The sequence below is a fragment of the Planctomycetia bacterium genome, assembly GCA_016795155.1.
Classification (GTDB): Bacteria; Planctomycetota; Planctomycetia; order Gemmatales; family HRBIN36; genus JAEUIE01.
The window spans coordinates 1-19,010 of sequence record JAEUIE010000014.1 but is presented as its reverse complement, the minus strand read 5'-3'; the positions used below and the strand labels follow the sequence as shown (position 1 = coordinate 19,010).

Genomic DNA, 19,010 nt, shown 5'->3' with positions numbered 1-19,010 from the left:
CGATCTGGGTACTTCAGCTGCATTTACTTCCACTCACTGACATCCCACAGATGCAGGCAGCCACTGCCACTGGAGATGAGTTGTTTGCCATCCGGGCTAAAAGCCAGACCGCCGATGAAGGCAGGCGGTGAGACGAGAGTGCCCGCTACTTTACCATTTTGTACATCGACCAGAATGATTCGTGGTTGATTGAGCATTTCGGGTCGAAGATCGTCAAGGTTTTCCAGTTCCTTAGGCGTTTGAGCAAAATGCGCTAGTGCCAGCAACTTCCCATCGGGTGAAATAGCAATGACATCATTGTAAGCTCGGCCTGGTTCGGTAGGCAGCGCCACGGAGAGAACTTCCCGACGATCCGCCCATCGCCATTGCTTGAGCGTAAAGTCAGTGCTATCTTTTTTCACGTAAAACAGCGACTGTCGATCATGATGCAGCAAAAGACTGGAACAGTCCTTGAAATTTTCAAACATCACTTCCGGCACAGCGCCTTGCTTGCCATACCTCAATAACATCAGCCGTCTGCTGACAGCGTTAGCCTGGTTCAAGCGAGGATAGATAGTGTGCACATAGAGCAATTGCTGATCGGGCAAGGGCCAGCCCATCTCGGCATAGCTCAAGGGTTCCTTGATATCCCAACTTCCCAGCGTGTCGAACGTTATGCCATGCAGCCAGCGGATGCCGGTGCTGTAGCCGAGTTTATCGAATGTGTTCGTCAGAAACGCCTGGCTGTCTGATGAGAACACGCCCAAGCCACTGATTTGTTCAGGAAGTGGCTGCAGCTTTCCCGTAGAAGTATCACCTTGCCAGCTGCGCAGCATTCCATGTTCGCCACGCGGATATTCTCCGGGAGGTTCTTCCATCACCACCATTTTCTGGCCATCAGGGGAGAGTTTCAGCGAAATCAGCCGACCTTGGTCGGGACGAGTATCTTTCCACAGCAATTCACCGGTTTCCAGGCTCCATCTCTTGATGCCTGTGGCTCCAACATAGCGAGTGAACTGTTTCTCCTCTTTCTGGAATCGTTCAATCCTGGCGAATCGTTCATGGATGACAAAGAAGCTTTTGGTATCAGGCATCAGATTGACATAGCGTGAATTGCCTCGCCACGTTTTGCCAGTGGCAATTTCCAGCAGCCGCGAACCACTGGCAAGATCGTATTGAACTACGGTACCTTCTGGATATCCGCCAGCCAATAATCGCTTGCCATCGCTGCTGAAGATGATGGAAGAAAAACTGCTGGCTTTGTCTGGATGTGGCAGGCTGCGAAGATGTTGACTGGAAACCAGTTCCCGTGTGGGAACGGTCGGTAGTGCCCGCAACATCACCTGGCTCAGACAGTTCTGATGACGCAGTGTCGGCCATGGGAATTGAACTTCCACCAGTGCCTGACCAGAGTTTGCTGTGACAGGGACCCGCACCGGGCCATAAAACTGATACGTTCAACATCGTTCCTGCAACTCTAGAGCGTGCTCCTGTATTCCAGAGCCGTGCGTTCATTGATTCGAAGCTTCAATCTGGGATGGATGCCTTCAGGCACAACTTTCTCGTAGCCCAGCTTGGCGAATGTTCCCGTGCCAAAACCACGACTGCCCACGTTGATACCAATGTGATTTTCCACGCCGATGAGAAGCGGTTGGTGATCCTGCAACTGCACACTCCAGAATTCACCAAAGTGAATGATGCTGGCTTCAACAGGAGTATTTTTCCACAGAAGGTAGCCATTCTGGTCAAACGGCCCTGCATGCCGGGGCACGCGGCCATGATCACAGCGTCCACGAAAGCCGGGGATGGCAAACTCCCCCCACATCTCCAATGTGAGTGCATTATTATCCAGTGATTCAGCAGGCGGAGCTTCGGGACGCTGACGCACTTCACTGACATTGCGTACTATAGCCCCCAGTTTGATATGGGTACGATCATCCTGCTTGAGTTCACCCAGTTGAAAATGAATTAGTGTAGTATCCGACCAATCGGTTGTTGGTTCTATGCGTTCTCCCTGTTCAGTCAGGTCCCCATTGCCATTGCGATCAAAGTAGAGTGTCTTGCCGTCAAGCACCAGCCAGTGGCGATGTTGCAACGACTCGCCTAACGCGATCAGAGCGTAACGGGGCTTATCCTGATACGCCGGTTCTTTCTTGATGGTGCGAGGCACTTTTTCAAAAGGAACTTCCTCGGATGCTGCTCTGGCTGTCAGACTGGAAAAGAACAGGATCAACCACAATAAGCCAAAATTCATCAGGTTTCTCGTGTGATTCAGGATGGTAACAAGGCTCTCGCTCATCTACTGTAAATGCAAATAAACCATAATGCAATTGCCGACTGGATGGTTCAGGTATTTGAATCAAACGATCATCCATGTACCTGAAGCAACATAGTCCGCTGTTTCCATTCGAGCCATGCCAATCCGCCAACGAAAATTCCTTCGCCAACGAGTTGAATTTGCCCGAAAACCGTGGCTGTCGTTGCGTAGTTGACAGCCAGGATGAAACAGATCACGGCCCAAACTGCATTGGCGATGACGAGCAAGATGATCAAATTCATTGGCCGACGTTGGCGCATCGCCAGCCAAAAGGAGTAACAGCCGTAAAGTAGATTGGCTAAACCAAAGACTATGAGCAGTTCACGAGGCAAACCGTAAAGCTGACTCAGCCAGATTGAGAAGATCAGCGTGAGGGAACCCACCAGGCCGCCAGCGATACAGTCGATCCAGAGAAGATTTTTGAACAAGTTTTATAGCCTCAAGCCATACACTGTCAGAGTACAGACGGTTATTACTCAAACTAAGGAAATTTTTGCTTGCTCTCCTCTCCCCAACGGGGAGAGGGGCCGGGGGTGAGGGGTACTGTCATGGCGAAGCCCATCGGTCTGTCATGATCCAATCACGATGGTCATACGCCATGAATTAGAACCCCTCACCCTCTCCCCAATGGGGAGAGGGGACATTGCACAGCCAGGATAATCAATGACGCATGATCCACTCTCATCTGCCTCGCATCCTGTCCTGCAGCGCAGGTTGGCAGCCATCATTTACAATCCACAATCGGGGTCGGGGAAGGCAAAACGCACAGCAAAAACTGTCAGCGACCAATTGAAAGCACATGGCATCGAGGTCGTTCTGCGTGCATCGAGCCGGGAGTATGAAGCTGATGAGATCGATACTTTTCTGAAGCAGTTTGATTTCGTCATGGTGGCGGGTGGTGATGGTACCATGATGGGATTGCTGCAGCCCTTGGCACGTGCCGGTACGCCGGTGTCCATGCTTCCCAGCGGAAATGAATCACTGTTTGCCCGGGTTTTCCGAATGCGTTCGCGAGCTGACTGTGTACTTGCGGCACTGCGGAAACCTCAACTCAGCCGACATCACTTTGGCCTGGTGAACGGGCGCCCGTTCTTTACGATGTTGAGTCTTGGCTACGATTCAGAAGTCATCCGGTATATCGACAGTTATCGCCGGGGACCTATCAAGCATGTGGGTTACATCCTGCCTGGCCTCTCTTGCCTCTTCCATCATCGTAGTCCGCAGATCACGCTGCGAGCGGATGGCGTACCAGTGCTTGAAGCACAGAAGGGTTATCTCATCATCGCTAACAACAAGGAGTATGCAGGCAAGCTCGGCCTGGTGCCCGAAGCGGACAGCCGCCATGATCAATTGCATGCCCGATTTTTTCCAGGGCATGATCGCCTGAACGTCATCAGGTGGCTGATGAAGATCGCACTCGGTAGAAACGTGAACCTGCAAGGAACCCAATTATTTCAGGCAAAACAGTTTGAACTGCAAAACACGGATGGTGATTATCCCATGCAGGCGGATGGTGAAAGTGTCGGCATGTCTCCCGCAGTGGTCAGCATCAGCCGGGAACAAATCTGCGTACTGCATCTGGCGGGTTAGTTCGGGTATGTAGTCATCTCTCTCCGAGAGATGATGGATTGTGCAATGATAAAACGGACAATAATGCTGTTCCGCGCGATCTGGTCCTCTCTCGGCGAGAGAGGACCACCATCAAGAATCTTCGTACCCCTGATTGACAGCCTACCTGTTCACAGGCTACGATAGTTCCAATTCATTTTTCCTTCAGATTCAGGAATTGTCCCATGAGGCACTTCGCAGGTCTGATGTTATCTCTGGCGGCTGGGGTTGTTTTTCTCCACGCATGCCTGGCAAACGAACCACCACCCAACGATTCATCCCAGAACACGCCGTTCGTTCCTCCCACGCCGGCAGACCTGATTACCGATGCGCGCTTGAGACTCATCGAGCAGGGTCTGGCTGGGGCGGCTCCACGCATTCAGCCCCCGGAAGCAATCATTCTGCTGACTACACTCAAATCACGCATCGAGAAGACGCTGGCTGATGGTAATAACCATACAGCTTTGAGCAGCAAGGAACCCGTCACGCTGGAAGATTTCGATAAGGTCTTCTGGTCGATGCATGTTTACAGCAATCAGATAAACGGCGCAAGTCGATTGTTCGGTTACACCCAGCAACTGCTGAACATTGCTCGAAAGTATAAACCCAAACCGAACAACAAGATTGACCTGAGCGTTCTGCAGACCGACTGGGCGGCTCTCAAGGCAAGCATTCAGGAAGTGTTCGACAAGTTTGCACTGCGCGACCGTGACCTGCGTATTGCACGAGTGAACCTGGCTGATAAAGTTCTGACCGATGGCAATGACGTTTCAGAACGTCTGCTTGCTGCGTTGGCTCTTGATATGGATGGCGATGTGCTGCCTGTACTGTTGAGCAAGGATACTACCTTGGCTGCTGAAGAGACTCAGAAAGTCAAAGAGACTATTCAACACGCCCGCACCCAGGCTGGGCCGGAACTCCTGAAAAAGTCACGAGCGCTCTTCACCGGGTTGCACTGGTGGGTGCGGGGACGCTATGGCATCGGCACTTCCAACGCCGGCTTGCTGAAAGATCCCTCAGCAACTCAATCGCCTCAGGCCATGTTCGGCCTTATCATGCCACTCGTCATGCCTACACCTACGCCGCCAAACGGCATGAACTCGATTCCCTACGTGGATCGTCGGCATCATTACCTCTGGCAGTTTGAAACTAATCAGATCAATGTCGCTCGAAGGGAAACAGGACGCCGTGAAACGCATGAATTTATTCCGATTTCGACCACGGTAAGCACCCTTTCGCACTTTTACTGACATCGTAATCAAGTTGTCAGATCAGTTGGATTTGACGTTTACACCACCTCCAAAACGATTGAACGCACTGCCATGCTGCGTTCGGAAGATGTTTTTCTGGTAAACCGCATTGTCGGCACACTCGAATATTTTTCCGCACTTCGCAACTTCGATGAGTTCCTGAGGACAGCCAATCGGGAGGAACTCGATGCCGCAGACCGATATGTTTCCAACCGACCTGAATTCACGGTCTATTCACAGCTATCCGACCGGTTCCGCCAGCAGCCTGTGATGGCCAATGCCACTAGCCGCGAATCTGCTGCAAAAAAACAGGGACTCATGTGGGTGGTTGCCCTGGCTCGTCTGGAAGCGGGAGGCATCCTTGGAACATTCTCTACCATTTCCAATCCATTCGAAGTGGTTGAGCCAACGCTTTGGGAAATGCCTGCCTACCGCGAACTTCTGATGGATGGCGCGCAGACGCATTTCTGGGCATTAGCTAACGATCCCAATGTTGCTGCAGTCGCCATGAAGATTCCTGGCACTGAAATGCTTTCTTACATCCGGCGACTCAACCTGGCTCGCTCGATGCTGAGTGCCGCTGCCCGAAGCAACGCTGACCAGCTTACGCCAGTTGACTGGTCGGAACTGACCGCACAGGATTCAAAACTGCTGGGTATGCGTAATCAATTCTCTTTCAGAGTAAAACGCTACATGGCATCACAGACTTCCTCTACCAGGGAAACCACAACTAGAACAAAACAATCAACTCTATCGGATGCCTGCATTCTGCAACTCGCAGGTGAGCAGCGGGAACTGGCAGCAGGTACTTTACGGACAGAAACATTCCATCATCAGAAAGGTGATTTTGGGCCCGGTGCAAATTGGACTGATGTCATGAAGCGATATCGAAAATAGTTCAGGTCTTTCTGAATTACAGTGGCAAGGTCAAGTATGCGTTCATGCTTGACCCTGCCGCAACATGCGGTTCTCTAAACCCGGATCAATCTCTGCGGTGTAACACCCTTCACTCGTCGTAATTCACCTCGCACTTCCAGTTCAAGCTTCACCGTGGTGACGTACCACATCAGCGACCCGACTTTGGCGAATCCGACATACCCGGTTTGATCCTAACCTTCTTGCAGACCATGCGACGAGAATAATATTTGATAGAAGCCCGGCTAATGGTTACGATGATACTTATCTACCGAAATGAACCTGCCAGAAATTCATCAGGAGCAACGCGATGCCGAAGCAAGTGGTAATGGGTGCGATGATGACATGTTCGTTCGGGACCGCACCGTGCTCACTGATTGTCACTTCACAGATTCAGGAAATGTCGGGCGGGATGCTGGCTGCAACGATTATGGATCATGCGCCAGTCGTCAACATCCCGACGTTCGCGATGTGTACATCGATAGCCAACCCGGTAGTGGCCTCCGCAACGGCAGCCGCCCTGGGAGTACTGACGCCCATGCCATGCATACCGGCGACAGCTTCACCATGGACACCTGGCTCGTTAACCCACAAGATCGGCAATTTCCCTGCACTTAATGATACAAGCAAATGCATGTGCAACTGGGCCGGAGTGATCTCGATCACCCAGCCGGGGCAGATGACAGAAGACATTCCCTGATGTTGCTCGATACTTTACTGGCACGCGCAGAGCAGTGATACCCGATCAGGTTTGGAAAGAAGTTGATCGCTTTGGCCTACTTCACTTTCCCATCGCGTAGAAACTCCTTCACCAGGTTCCCGAATTGGGGATTCATCAGGGTCGTCATGTGATTGCCGCCCTCCACCATGCGAACGTCGCCCCGCCCCAGCAGTTCATGCACCATGGCTACACGGTTCTTCACATGGGCTGATTCCTTGCTGCCATGAATGAAGAGCGTGGGAGCCTGGCATTTCTTGAGCTCTTCGATATCAACCGCCAGGTCTTTGAAGGTGAGCCCTGCTGCAGCAAAGGCCTTCACATCTTTTCTACCGTACAGCATCCTGGCCAGTGAATCAGCCTGCGTTTCGGTCATCTTTCTCTCACCGGCAGGCATGATGGCCAGCAGGTAGGATCCCAGGCTTTTGCCTTCTTCGACCGTCTTGGCAAAGAGTTCACATTCCGAAAAATCGGTGGGTTTCACTTGGCCTGCGATAACTGGCGCCTGCCCGCCATAGATCACGCTGAGTACCCGCTGTGGATGGCGGGCTGCCACGTTGCCTGCAATGAACGCGCCGCTGGAGTAGCCTACCAGGTGTGCTTTCTCGATCTTCAGATGATCGAGCAATCGCACGATATCATCCGCCATCTCGGTGCCATATTGAGCTACATCATGAGGCTTATCACTTTTGCCATGCCCACGGCAATCCAGGGCGATAGCCATGAATCCATCCATGGATTTCAGTTTGGTGTTGCCTGTCAGGTCGGCACCCCACATGCTTGAATCAGACATCCAGCCATGAATGAGTACCACAGGCACACCCTTGCCATCGGTGACGTAGCGAATCTTTACGCCTTTGGAATTGAAGGTTTCATCCGCCGCGAAGGAGATAGAGGGAATTAGGCACCCTGCCAGGCAACAAGAGATCAGCAGTCGAATCAACATAGTCTGGGTTTCCGAAAAGTGATTACAGTTTACGTATTGTTCCTTGGTCATTCGTTGATTTTCAAGGAAAATTGGTGTGAAGGGGTAGTTCAAACTGGCTCAAATCTGCTGAAGTACCGAGTTGCCAACCCCGGAAATTCCGACTGGTCCGTCTAACTTCCCGATAATTTCACAAAAAATGTCATTACAGAAAATTCATAAAAGTCATTCTGTCTTGCCTGACTTCTCACACCATTGATTGAAACAACTGGAGTTGCATCATGATGAAACGTATTCCGCAAGTGGCGGCAATCGCCCTTGCACTGGTTTTTGCACCCAAGGCGTTTAGCCAGATCCTTTTTGATAACGCTTCCACACTGCCTGGAGCTGGCACCTATGGGCTGGTTTCCAATCCTAATGCAGGCTTTGGGGGTAATCATTTGAGCGTACTGATTTCGGGTACCGAGGGAACCTTTGGTTTTACCGCTAACACATCCACTGCATTTCGAATAGCGGATGATTTCACCGTGCCGGCTGGCTTTACCTGGACCATTACCGGTGCCAATTTCTTCGATTACACGACAGGTGCTACCACTCCCACGCTCATCGGCGCCACCATACGCTTTTTCAACGGCAACCCTTCTACGGGAGGAACCGTGTTCGCGGGTGATACGACCACCAATGTTCAGACCTCAGCCGGCTTCGCGTTGGATGGCGCAACTTCGATCTACCGCGCCAGCTCCGCTACACCCACTGACAGCAATCGCCGGATTCAGATTTCCACCTCCACCTTGACGGGTCCGGTGATTCTTGGCCCCGGCACCTACTGGATTGATTATGCCCTGACCTCCAGCACGGGAGCGGTTTTTTCTCCACCCATGGCACTTTCTACCGCTGCAGTCACCGGCGATGCCTTGCAGTTCAACGGAACATCTTGGGTGGCCATGGTTGATGGCACATCGCTGAACGCCAAAGGTATGCCCTTTCAATTGATCGGCACCAGTGCTGCCATTCCTGAGCCAGGCACTTGGGCCTTGCTCGGCCTGACAGTGGTCGGCGCCACCGGGTTTGCCTATCGCCGCAGATTGAAACGAGAACTGGCCTTGGAAGGCAAATTGAAAAGATAACTCTTCTATCACACACTTTCCTCAAGCCCATGCCTGAACAGCATGGGCTTGTGTTGTTTTTACTGGTGATGCGTAATAGTAAAGAGTTTCCATTCCACCAGCTTCTTGACCTCCCCTGCTGTTGTGTTACGCTCATAAGTGCAATAAAAATGGAAAGTAGGCCGCCATGAAGAACTATGGTTCGTTGATGCTTTACCTGATCCTGCCAGTCGCACTGTTGGCACAAGGCAACAGCAAATCGGACATGACAGATGTGCTCAAGCAGCAAGGCTTCAAGCTCTCAGGTGAAACGCTGATTCTGCAGGAAGAATCGGACTTCGACAAAGACTTTCGCAATCTGAAAAACCAGTACAACTCGCTGATGGAAGCCCGCAAGAGGCTGACACGTGTGGAGCAACTGACCCAGCAGAATCGCGATCAGATCAAGCTTCTCATGCAGCAGCGCAGCCAGGTCGGCAGGCAACTGGCCAACACTAATTTGCCCACGCAGGTGCATAACGGCCTGGTGGCACAGTACAACAGCCTGGGCGATGATATCTCCCACCGCATTGATATCGACAACAAGGCAGAGGAACTGACTAAAGCCAAGAACGCTTATTCCACGCCCCGCAATCAATTCATGAAAGCGGTGGTTGATCTGAAAACAAACCTGGAAAAGATCAAGACGAAATATGCCATCGCCGTGGACGATGACTCGGTTCGCAAGCTGCTGGACGAACTCAGCAAGCAGGAAAAGAAAAAGATTGCCCTGGGGCCAAGCAGAACGCATCTGCAGAACCAGAAAGAGTTCGCCCGCTACGAAGCGCTGGTGCTGATGGAAGACATTCCGCTGGAGACTCAGCGGGGAACGCATCGCATCGATGTCATGCTCAATGGCAAAGCGCCGATCAAGATGATCTTCGACACGGGTGCATCCTCCATCAGCCTCTCACATGAAACGGCACTCAAGGTTGGCCTGAAGCCCAGCGACAAGGATATGGAAGTCAAGGTGACCATTGCCAATGGCCGTACCGTCAAGGCTCGGATGCTCAAGCTCGATTCGGTGCGCGTAGGCAAGTTTGAAGTGAAGAATGTCGAATGCATCGTCATGCCCGACGACTTGCCCGATTCGCCATCACTGCTGGGCGGCTCGTTTCTGAATCATTTCAAATATGAAGTGGATACGGACAGCAAGAAGCTTCGGCTGTCGAAGATTGAAGCGAGTAACAGTAAGAGTAAGTAATGTTCAATCAGCATGGTTGGTAGTCATCTCGCTCCGTCGAGATGACACGGTAACAAGCGGCCGCTGCAACAGAAAGAGCCAACACGGAATCCTGACCGAGCGACAACGAGATTCTCCCTGCAACTGGCAGCCCGCCGTGCGACCCAACCCTGGCTGGTTCCACGGACTGCCAGGGTCAATGACACTCAACAGGACTGAATCGCAATTCATTCGCTGTCGGCTTGTGGCACATCACCCGCCTGTTATGATGTATCCAACTCTCAGGTGCATCGTCGTGCTTCTTATTATCGTAATAGTTCTGCTGAGTTTGCCCCAGGATACCAAACCTATTGCTGAGCTTACTCAGAAAGACAAGGACTTCTTAGAACAGTTGTTCAAAGAAGGATTGTTCGATCCATATGGTGCTGAATGGGTTGTGGTGATTCAGGAGTTGACGCCGCAGAAACATGTGACGGGCGTGCATAAAATTCAGACGCAGGTCTGGAAGAAAGGCAACGAGTTCTTCAACATGGATGGCGTAGGCGCCAGAGTCACCTTCCCGAAAGATGTCACCGTGGTGCCAGCCAAACTGGAAGAAACCATCAGGCTACGATTCCATCCGACGGCAGAGGAGAAAGACAACTGGCGCTTGCGACGCTTCGGTTATCCCCCAAGCCCGCCTGACCTGGCTCTCGCCGCCTGGGTCTATCGACAGGGAAAAGATAAACAGGCTGCTGAGATTCTCGCTTCCGTGCAAAAAGAGTTTGAGCGGCGAAGCCAGTACCACAACCCTTCCGAACGGTTTCCACCGAAAGACATTCGCGACACCATGCACAATGACCTTTGCTGGTGGGCCTTCGTTGGCATGAAGAATGCCTTGGAGCAGTGGAAAGATGATGAGGTACTGGAACGATTCCACATTATTCAAAAATACTACCGAGGTGATGTGGTTACTCGATTTTCACAAGGCGAGGAAGTGCTGGCCGATATTGCTCGTCGCGAGCGGGAAGGCACTCTGGGCAAACCTGCCCTCACCGCTCTGCCTGATACCTACAAGACTTGGCCTCTGCAGGAAAAGTGTCGGTTCCTGATTAAGCATCTGGAGGATCATACATCACCATTTGCTGGCCGTGGTATATCCGAGAAAGAAATGGTGAAACTTGGTGAAAGTGCACTGCCAGCACTCTTTGAATGCATCGAGAAAGACACACGGCTGGCTCGCGGTAGTCAGGAAGGTGGAATCAGGCACATTCCGAACCGGGATCGTTTTTATGTGAGCGAATTGGCTTACCAAGCTGTAAGACAGATTTTGAAATCCATTCCGCAGTCGAACAAACCCTGGGAACCGCGTACCAGAATCGAGCATATTCGCATGCTGGGTGAAGAGGCACGCAAATACTGGGAAGCCAGCAAAGGCAGGCCACAGCAAACGCGTTTCTATGAAACACTCTGCGATTTGAAAATGAATCACCATTCGCGGGCTGATGCCTTGCGGTCGCTATTGTCCACTCAACACGAACGCTACGTTCAATTGCCTGATGCCAATTCGAACTACACCTACTGGCCTGAACCACCGGCACAACTGCGTGAAGAGCTGGCAAGCTTCCAGAATCCGACGGTGGCCCAGGCCATCCTCCGCAGCCTGGATCACGATCTGCAGTTGAAGCCCGGCAGCAACCAGCCTTACGACATCAACATGAATGCCAGGCTGCTGCATAGTTATGAAAGCTGCTTCCTCGTAGCCCTAATCCATCTGGGAGATCGGCAGGTCATTCCCGAATTGCAGCAGCGAATCAGCAATACTACCCACTGGAGGCTGCGTCTGAAGCTGGCCATGACGCTGCATCGGTTCGGCGAATCCAAACCACTGGCAAAGCTTGCCTTGGAAATCGCTGAAGGCAAACAGCCTGAACAGGCATTCGCCCCGGTTGATCAACGTACCATTGGCGAATCGTGGAACATCGCCAACCTGGAGTCCAGTATGCTGATGCAGACCCTGATCGCCGCCCGGCTGCCTGAGACTGAAAAGGCGCTGATGTCATTCACCAGCCCGACTCATCCACTATATCCTTATTTCGCTTCGCGGTTTACTTATGAACATCGTGGCCGGAACAGTGATTTCTATGGACATCCTAATTGCCTGAGTTTTCTGCGAAGTGCGCTGGATGATACCTCGCCTTCGGGCATTACCTACCGTGTTGAGAAGAATAGTATACTGGAGTTGTCCAGCAATGGGCGCGGGGCAGGCTCGCTTTACGGCGAACTGCAGAAGGCTGAGCTTCGCCGGGAGTCTGCAGAATCCCGCCGCTGCGATGAACAGATGATGAAGATGAGAGAAGTAGTCTTCGGCCTGGTGCATTACCATCCGCTCTTCCTCAATCACCAGCAGCGTTTTGACCGTAATTACCAATGGATCACAGCTCAGAAATTCCGTTCGATGACCCCACATGAAATGAAACAGCTTAATGTGCACGACCGCCTGGTGTTACCAGTGCTCGAACCGCTGAAACGCCCGGCAACGAAAGCCGATGTCGATGCCTTGCGTGCAGCCTTCTCGCTCGATGGAGAATCCAAGTGCATTGACATGCCACTGCCCGCCTGGATGGTGCTCAAACAGGATGTCAACAACAACTATGTGAATCGCCGAGGCATCATCATCCAGGCTGAAGAGCAGCAAGGCAACAGACGATACGGCGTTCTCTACCAGGATGGCTTTAAAACCATCCAGGAAAAAGAAGTGCTGCGTATCGAGCCATACGAGCAACAGGCAGCGAAATAAGACAAGTCGTTGAAGTTCAAATCACATTACATACTGCATGAATCTTAAGTTAGCCACAGATGGATCGTGACCGGGGAACCTTTTCGACAAAATGCCTGCAACGCATTCAAGTCCCCGTCTGCAGCATCCGACGATACCGATAGGCCTTCTTCTGTTTTGAGTGGACTTCATGTCGCTGAAAGACTTGCAACAGGATATCACAGCGTTTCGGCAATATCTCAAGGCTGAGCGGGGGTTGGCACACAATACGCTGCTGGCTTACAGCCGGGATCTGGAACACTTCACCGAGTGGTTTGCAGGCAGCAAACAGAAGGATCATGAATCGTTGGGACTGACGCAGTTCAGTCAGTACGTGGGACATCTGCGGGAAGTTTATCAGTTGTCGCCGCCCAGCGTGGCTAGGCACTTGGTGGCACTCAAGATGTTCTACCGGTTCCTGAAGCTGGAAGGTCGCACGAGCAATTCAGCAGTCGATCTGCTCAGCAGCCCGACGTTATGGGAACGGTTGCCCAGCGTACTCGGTTCCCAGACGGTGAACAAGTTGCTGACTGCACCGATGGCGGATGACACGTTTTACCTGCGCGACCGGGCTATTCTCGAATCGTTTTACGCGAGCGGCGCCCGGGCTACGGAACTGGCTGGGCTGAAGCTGAACGATCTGTTTCTGTCGCAGGGTTTCTGCCGATGTCTGGGCAAGGGCAGCAAGCAGCGCATGGTACCGCTGGGCAAGCCAGCGATCACCGCACTCACGACTTATCTGAAAGATCAGCGGCCTGAACTGGTGGCACGCCGACCTGCAACAGCTCACGTCTTTGTCAGTCGGCATGGTAAGCCATTAACACGAGTAGAGCTTTGGCGAATCATCCGCAAGTATGCCCGGCGGGTAGGCATCACCGGCAAGGTCTCGCCTCATACCTTGCGGCACAGCTTTGCGACGCATTTGCTCGAAGGCGGCGCTGACCTGCGTGTTGTGCAGGAACTGCTGGGCCACGCCAACATTGCAACGACGCAACATTACACGCATGTTGACAGGGCAAGGCTGCAGGCGATTCACAAGAAGTTTCACCCGCGGGGGTGAGAAGAATAAACCACTGGCTCCCGTCCCGCTGGCATGTTACCCTGCGAGGGTTGATTTTCTTGCTGTGTGCAGATTATGCCCGTACCTTTGCGATCTCTGTTGAAACTGTCTGCCAATGATAATGTTGCGGTGGCGGTTCAACAACTCGAGCCTGGACGATTGCAGGGAGATGGTTTTGCTGTCGATATTCAGCAGCCAATTCGGATGGGGCATAAGGTTGCATTGCAGCAGATTGGTTCTGGTGAGCCGGTTATCAAATATGGCCAGGTGATTGGGTTTGCGAGCGAGAATATCGAGCCTGGCTGTCACGTGCATTCGCACAACCTGCAGGCTGAATTGTTTGAACGCGATTACGCTTACTGCTCGACATGCCCACCACCCAAGCCCCTGCCCCAGGTGCAGCGAACTTTTCAAGGCTACGACCGGGGCGATGGCCGCTTTGGCACACGAAATTATCTCGCGATCATCAGCACGGTCAACTGTTCTGCCAGCGTGAGTAAATACATTTCGCAACGGATTCATCAGACCAATCTGCTGCAACAGTTCCCGCAGGTGGATGGCGTGGTAGCCATCACGCACAAGGCTGGTTGTGCCATGCAGTATGGCGGTGAAGATCATGCACAGCTTGACCGCACGCTGGCCGGGTTCGCCAGGCATCCGAATATTGCTGCCTACCTTCTCATTGGTCTGGGATGTGAGACCGGGCAGGCGGTTCACCTGATTGAACAGGAACACTTGATTCAGCTCGATGGCTCCAGACGACAACCCGTCGTGCTCAGCATTCAGGATTGCGGAGGCATCGGCAAAACGGTGGAAGCTGGAGTGGAAGCAGTTGCCCGCATGCTGCCAAGCATCAACGACATCAGGCGAACTACGCTGACTGCAGACAAGTTAATCCTCGGCACCAACTGCGGCGGTTCCGATGGCAACAGTGGCATCACCGCCAACCCGGCTCTGGGCATCGCCAGCGACCTGCTGATTGAACAGGGTGGTGCCAGCATTTTGGCTGAAACGCCTGAGATTTACGGGGCAGAACATCTGCTGACCCGGCGAGCCATCAATCGGGAAGTGGGCGAGAAGCTCATCGAACGTATTCACTGGTGGGAACGCTACACCGGGCAGTTTGGTGTCACCATGAACAATAACCCATCGCCTGGCAACAAGGATGGCGGGTTGACTACGATCTATGAAAAATCACTGGGGGCCATCGCCAAGGGAGGCAGCACTGCACTGATGGATGTGGTGCACTATGCAGAGATGGTAACCAGAAAGGGGCTGGTCTTCATGGACACGCCCGGCTACGATCCGGTGAGCATGACCGGCATTGTTGCGGGTGGAGCGAATGTGCTCGTGTTTACCACAGGCCGAGGTTCGGTGTATGGATGCAAGCCTGCTCCGTCGATCAAGGTTGCAACCAATACCCCCCTCTTTGAACACATGCGGGATGACATGGATATTGATGCCGGGGTGATCCTGCAGGGTGTGCCCGTGGAAGAGATTGGCAGGCAGATTTTTGAAGAGATACTCGCAGTTGCGAACGGGAAGAAGACCAAAAGCGAACTCAGCGGCGTGGGCGAAGAGGAGTTTGCACCGTGGAGCATTGGGCCGACGTTGTAGTGTGTTGATTAGTGGTAAAGAACTGGGGGTTTTGTAAATGACTGTGTTTAGTGGCTGCATTTATTGTGGTCGAAATGGAATACAAATGAGCGATGAACATATATTTCCTGAAAAACTTGGTGGAAGAAGGGTTTTGAAAAATAAAGTTTGCAGAGAATGTAACAATGGCGTTCTATCAGGGCTAGACACACAATTGATTACACATTCTCCACTATCAATCATTGCATTTCGGGAACTAAAGACAGGCTTACCGGACACATGGGAGATCAACGAACATGATGGAAAGACACTAATCAGCGCTCAGCCGGTCATCAACGAAAGTGGTTTTGAGGCAATGCGAGTCTGGCCGCAGATAATGTTGGAAAATGGAAAACTGTCTATTTACGGCACCGAGAGAGAGATGAGGGAGTATGGAGCACAAGAGTTCAATCGCAAGGTGGTAGAGCACACAAAGCGAGTTCTTAAACATCGAGCATGCGGAGCCATAAGCATAATTGATGAACAGCATTCACAGTATGACTTTCACGAATCTTGCGAATATCCACCTCGTCTTTACCTTCCGTGTATTCTGCGCGAGTTGAAGCGATCGTCAAAAATGATCCTAAGCTATGTCTCTGAAGAAGATAAATTCAGGCTGCTTTATGCTCTTGAGAAAATGCCAAGTGATCACACGTTCAACACAAGCGTAACGATTCCTGGCTCAAAATCGCCTTTAATTGTTCGTTCTTGGTATCCTGACATACTGGTGCGAGCGTTGGGGAAAATTGGCTTCAACTTACTCAGTCACCTTTGTACTAAAACACTAATTAATCGTTTTACTTATCCTGCAATTGATTACATAACTGGAGTTCGCAGAAGGAAGTATCCTGTAGTGCCGCCGTTTGGGTTCGTCCCTCCACATTTTGCTGAAGAGATTAAACATCCGAATAAAGGACATGCAGCAAGGGTCGTGTACAGTGACAAATCGTGGACAATTCTGTTTTCGTTTTTTGGCAACGCGCTTGCAGCAATCATTCAAATCCCCGGGCATAGTTCCGAGGAGTGGTATTCTGCAGATGTTTCGATGGATTTGAATCGAAAAAGAAGTTGGACAGAATCAAAGACAAAGTTACTACTACAAGCCAGGGGTATAGTCGAATGGGAAGACGTAAATCGAATATGCCCTAGTCTAAAAATAATTGGGAGTACAAGAAAAACCTCAATTGAGGCTGTGCGAATTGTACCAAAAGGAAGTCGCAAAAAAGTATAGCTCGCACGGGTGCCATGCCCATCTTCAAGATGGGCATGGTAAGTGTAGTTTGACTCCCTATCTCACTCATGCGAAATAGCTAACCATAATGGAGAATGCAAGAGAAGAACTCTCAGTTACGACATGCCCACCCGAGGTGGGCATGGCACCCAGGCGTTGATGGTGCTCGGGTGCCATGGTTTGGGCGTATTCGCCCTAACCATGCCCCTCAGTGATAAGATGCCATTCTTTTTGTTCATCAAGGGAAAGTCATCTTCAGAGAAGCGTAACTCCACCTCAGCATAGTCAGCCGGACATACCGGCAGACTATGGCGCCCGAGAATACTGCCCGCCTTGAGGCCGCACTGTCTAGAGAAGCTGGTTCGCAAGCCGTTCCCAGGCGTCAGTGTTCGCGACCCACCAGACCAATAAGTGAGACGCGACCAGGCAGCCGTATCCGATCGCGAACCATCGGTCAAACGACCGCATGATGAACCATTTCACGACCAGAAGCAACGTTGCCAGGACGAGCGTCCACATATCCGGGCCGAAAATCGTTTCCAACACGGTGCCTTCGTACAAGGCATTGAGGGTACCGATTCGAGCAACCGCGGCGCTGATTACCGTCAGCGTGGCCATGAGCATCATCGGCCGGTGTATGTCTGGTCGGCGGCGGTAATAGACACCGGCGCCCACGAAAAGGCCGAAGCTCACGATCTGAACAACCGCGAACAGATTGAACGGCTTGGGTGCCAGGCCCCAGATGCGTTCCTCCGGCGGCACCAGGGACGCCCCTCGAATCGCCACCCATGACCCCAAAACGACCACGCAGACGGCGAGGACAGCGCCGAAGCGTCCGACTGCCATGTGAACGCGGCGGCTACCGTTGGCGATCAACAGGGGCTGAACGAGGAACAGCACGACCCACGTGGTCATCACGATGGCATGCATAAAGACCAGCGTCTGGATTGGCGGAGCGATGTCGCGACCGGGGTACCCCTTCCCGTATAGGTAATATTGCTGAAAGCCCAGGAGCATCAGAACCAGGATCAACGCGGCGGCCCCGGAATAGAACAGGCGGCCGGGCTTCGCCTTCGCCGGCATCGGCACCCGAGGCTCGTCCGGCGCTAGCTTCGGAGTTGTCCCTTCGAGCTTTGCCATGGCACTATGCCCTTCTTCGCAGAGCGACTAAGTTCACTTGCCGCCGACTGTGCGGCTCGGCGGCGGAATCCGCCCGTGTCGCAACGATTGCGAAGGAAAATGTTCGAGGTGCCGGGTCTGAGGCAGAACGAAGTGAAGCCGGCCTACCGCCGCGGTGGAGACACGCGGCCTGACTGCTCCAGCGGCCACGGGGCCGCAGTGGGGTTATCATACGAGACTGAGCTGATGAATGGCAGCAGTAACTAAATTAAACTCAAGTACATCAGCCGGGTTGTGGCAATCATTGACACCCAGGTTCATGACCAGCGTAAATCTCTGAGCAATTCTATAGTTTGCGTTATGCAGAATGGAAAGCGTTTTGTCACTATGGTCTCAATTCGTTTCCCAATCGTGTACTGAGTCAATTATCTTGCGCGAGCTCGCCATTGGAATTATGAGCCGGTGAATTATTAGATTGTCTTGAACGTAAAAAACCGGTGGTCATCACAACCACCGGTTAAGTGTTTACCGTGTGAGAACAACTATGGCAGTTTGATCTCTTCCTTCTGCGCTTCCTTGTCATCTTCTTCGTTGTACTTCAAGCGTACCATCATGAACTGTTCCGTTTTCTGGGTGCCGAAGTGCACCATCAGGGGAACTTCATCCTTGGTCAGGTTGTACATGCCGGTCTCAGCGATGAGGTTGTCGTTCTCGCCGATACGGAAGGCGACGCGCTGCGTGTCCTTGTCTACCTTGCCTTGAATGGAAACGGATTGCTCCGTCTGGTAGTTGTACCAGGTGCCACCAATGATGCCGTCCTTGGTGACCGCCAGTTGCAGCACACGGGTGGGTTCCGTGTCCTTTTCACTGGTGGAAAGTGCAAAGGTACCGAGCGGCATCCACTCGACCGCAGCGGCTTGCTCTTCATTCGCGGGTGGTGGCACGGTGGCCAGTACCGCAGCGCTCTCGGCAAACTCATCCCGCGTGGCCACCTGCTGGCCGCCTACCATCGCATAGTTATTGCTGATGTAGACATTGCCACCGGTGCCATAGTCGTAGTAGATGGGCTGTTGCCAGGCAGCATTGCTGGCGGCATTCCAACTGAACCAGGTGGTCAGCCCGGCCCAG

Annotated in this window: 16 protein-coding genes; 10 read left to right on the top strand and 6 right to left on the bottom strand. The window is 52.4% G+C overall.

The genetic code is table 11. The features are described 5' to 3' along the window. Positions 1-23 precede the first annotated feature (23 nt). The 3 genes from JNJ77_05945 to JNJ77_05935 all read right to left on the bottom strand — a co-directional run bounded on the left by JNJ77_05945 (position 24) and on the right by JNJ77_05935 (position 2,724). Positions 24-1,319: a WD40 repeat domain-containing protein gene (locus JNJ77_05945; GenBank protein ID MBL8822111.1), complete on the bottom strand. Its 1,296-nt coding sequence runs from the start codon at positions 1,317-1,319 to the stop codon at positions 24-26. A gap of 137 nt (positions 1,320-1,456) precedes the next feature. Next, positions 1,457-2,233, bottom strand: a complete 777-nt coding sequence (locus JNJ77_05940; protein MBL8822110.1) for a hypothetical protein — start codon at positions 2,231-2,233, stop codon at positions 1,457-1,459. Positions 2,234-2,346: 113 nt separating this feature from the next. Continuing rightward, complete coding sequence (locus JNJ77_05935) at positions 2,347-2,724, bottom strand: hypothetical protein (protein ID MBL8822109.1); 378 nt, start codon at positions 2,722-2,724, stop codon at positions 2,347-2,349. A 235-nt stretch (positions 2,725-2,959) separates the two neighbouring features. Here JNJ77_05935 and JNJ77_05930 point away from each other — a divergent pair, with 235 nt between their 5' ends. The 4 genes from JNJ77_05930 (at position 2,960) to JNJ77_05915 (ending at position 6,769) form a co-directional block, all read left to right on the top strand. Then, a complete protein-coding gene (locus JNJ77_05930) occupies positions 2,960-3,886 on the top strand; it encodes a hypothetical protein (protein MBL8822108.1) in 927 nt (308 codons plus the stop codon). A gap of 203 nt (positions 3,887-4,089) precedes the next feature. Then, entirely contained in the window at positions 4,090-5,154 is a 1,065-nt protein-coding gene (locus JNJ77_05925; GenBank protein MBL8822107.1) for a hypothetical protein, read from the top strand. 72 nt (positions 5,155-5,226) lie between these two features. Further along, positions 5,227-6,051 (top strand): hypothetical protein, encoded by an 825-nt coding sequence (locus JNJ77_05920; GenBank protein MBL8822106.1) that lies wholly within the window; start codon positions 5,227-5,229, stop codon positions 6,049-6,051. 328 nt (positions 6,052-6,379) lie between these two features. Beyond that, a complete protein-coding gene (locus JNJ77_05915) occupies positions 6,380-6,769 on the top strand; it encodes a DUF4280 domain-containing protein (GenBank protein MBL8822105.1) in 390 nt (129 codons plus the stop codon). Between the two features lie 76 nt (positions 6,770-6,845). Here JNJ77_05915 and JNJ77_05910 read toward each other — a convergent pair whose 3' ends face one another. Continuing rightward, complete coding sequence (locus JNJ77_05910) at positions 6,846-7,733, bottom strand: alpha/beta hydrolase (protein ID MBL8822104.1); 888 nt, start codon at positions 7,731-7,733, stop codon at positions 6,846-6,848. Positions 7,734-7,993: 260 nt separating this feature from the next. On the opposite strand from JNJ77_05910, the gene JNJ77_05905 reads away from it, so the two are divergent. From JNJ77_05905 to JNJ77_05880, 6 genes are all read left to right on the top strand, one after another. After that, complete coding sequence (locus tag JNJ77_05905) at positions 7,994-8,839, top strand: PEP-CTERM sorting domain-containing protein (protein ID MBL8822103.1); 846 nt, start codon at positions 7,994-7,996, stop codon at positions 8,837-8,839. Positions 8,840-9,005: 166 nt separating this feature from the next. Continuing rightward, positions 9,006-10,061: a retroviral-like aspartic protease family protein gene (locus JNJ77_05900; protein ID MBL8822102.1), complete on the top strand. Its 1,056-nt coding sequence runs from the start codon at positions 9,006-9,008 to the stop codon at positions 10,059-10,061. Positions 10,062-10,335: 274 nt separating this feature from the next. Further along, positions 10,336-12,819, top strand: a complete 2,484-nt coding sequence (locus tag JNJ77_05895) for a hypothetical protein (protein MBL8822101.1) — start codon at positions 10,336-10,338, stop codon at positions 12,817-12,819. Positions 12,820-12,988: 169 nt separating this feature from the next. Continuing rightward, the gene (xerD, locus tag JNJ77_05890; protein ID MBL8822100.1) at positions 12,989-13,897 is read left to right on the top strand and encodes a site-specific tyrosine recombinase XerD; all 909 of its coding nucleotides are present in this window, start codon (positions 12,989-12,991) and stop codon (positions 13,895-13,897) included. A gap of 75 nt (positions 13,898-13,972) precedes the next feature. Beyond that, positions 13,973-15,514, top strand: coding sequence for an altronate dehydratase (locus JNJ77_05885; GenBank protein MBL8822099.1), 1,542 nt, complete (start codon positions 13,973-13,975; stop codon positions 15,512-15,514). Between the two features lie 85 nt (positions 15,515-15,599). After that, complete coding sequence (locus tag JNJ77_05880; protein ID MBL8822098.1) at positions 15,600-16,763, top strand: hypothetical protein; 1,164 nt, start codon at positions 15,600-15,602, stop codon at positions 16,761-16,763. A 348-nt stretch (positions 16,764-17,111) separates the two neighbouring features. Here the strand turns inward: JNJ77_05880 and JNJ77_05875 are convergent, their stop codons facing one another. Beyond that, a complete protein-coding gene (locus JNJ77_05875) occupies positions 17,112-17,903 on the bottom strand; it encodes a hypothetical protein (GenBank protein ID MBL8822097.1) in 792 nt (263 codons plus the stop codon). Between the two features lie 521 nt (positions 17,904-18,424). Beyond that, positions 18,425-19,010 (bottom strand): mu-protocadherin- cell-suface protein (locus JNJ77_05870; GenBank protein ID MBL8822096.1); only part of this gene is annotated, 586 nt, incomplete at its 5' end.

Bases quoted from the DNA above. Each gene is read 5' to 3' on its own strand.
- JNJ77_05945 (MBL8822111.1), bottom strand. From the start codon at position 1,319: ATGTTGCGGGCACTACCGACCGTTCCCACACGGGAACTGGTTTCCAGT.
- JNJ77_05940 (MBL8822110.1), bottom strand. From the start codon at position 2,233: ATGAATTTTGGCTTATTGTGGTTGATCCTGTTCTTTTCCAGTCTGACA.
- JNJ77_05930 (MBL8822108.1), top strand. From the start codon at position 2,960: ATGACGCATGATCCACTCTCATCTGCCTCGCATCCTGTCCTGCAGCGC.
- JNJ77_05925 (MBL8822107.1), top strand. From the start codon at position 4,090: ATGAGGCACTTCGCAGGTCTGATGTTATCTCTGGCGGCTGGGGTTGTT.
- JNJ77_05920 (MBL8822106.1), top strand. From the start codon at position 5,227: ATGCTGCGTTCGGAAGATGTTTTTCTGGTAAACCGCATTGTCGGCACA.
- JNJ77_05915 (MBL8822105.1), top strand. From the start codon at position 6,380: ATGCCGAAGCAAGTGGTAATGGGTGCGATGATGACATGTTCGTTCGGG.
- JNJ77_05910 (MBL8822104.1), bottom strand. From the start codon at position 7,733: ATGTTGATTCGACTGCTGATCTCTTGTTGCCTGGCAGGGTGCCTAATT.
- JNJ77_05905 (MBL8822103.1), top strand. From the start codon at position 7,994: ATGATGAAACGTATTCCGCAAGTGGCGGCAATCGCCCTTGCACTGGTT.
- JNJ77_05900 (MBL8822102.1), top strand. From the start codon at position 9,006: ATGAAGAACTATGGTTCGTTGATGCTTTACCTGATCCTGCCAGTCGCA.
- xerD (MBL8822100.1), top strand. From the start codon at position 12,989: ATGTCGCTGAAAGACTTGCAACAGGATATCACAGCGTTTCGGCAATAT.
- JNJ77_05885 (MBL8822099.1), top strand. From the start codon at position 13,973: ATGCCCGTACCTTTGCGATCTCTGTTGAAACTGTCTGCCAATGATAAT.
- JNJ77_05880 (MBL8822098.1), top strand. From the start codon at position 15,600: ATGAGCGATGAACATATATTTCCTGAAAAACTTGGTGGAAGAAGGGTT.
- JNJ77_05875 (MBL8822097.1), bottom strand. From the start codon at position 17,903: ATGGCAAAGCTCGAAGGGACAACTCCGAAGCTAGCGCCGGACGAGCCT.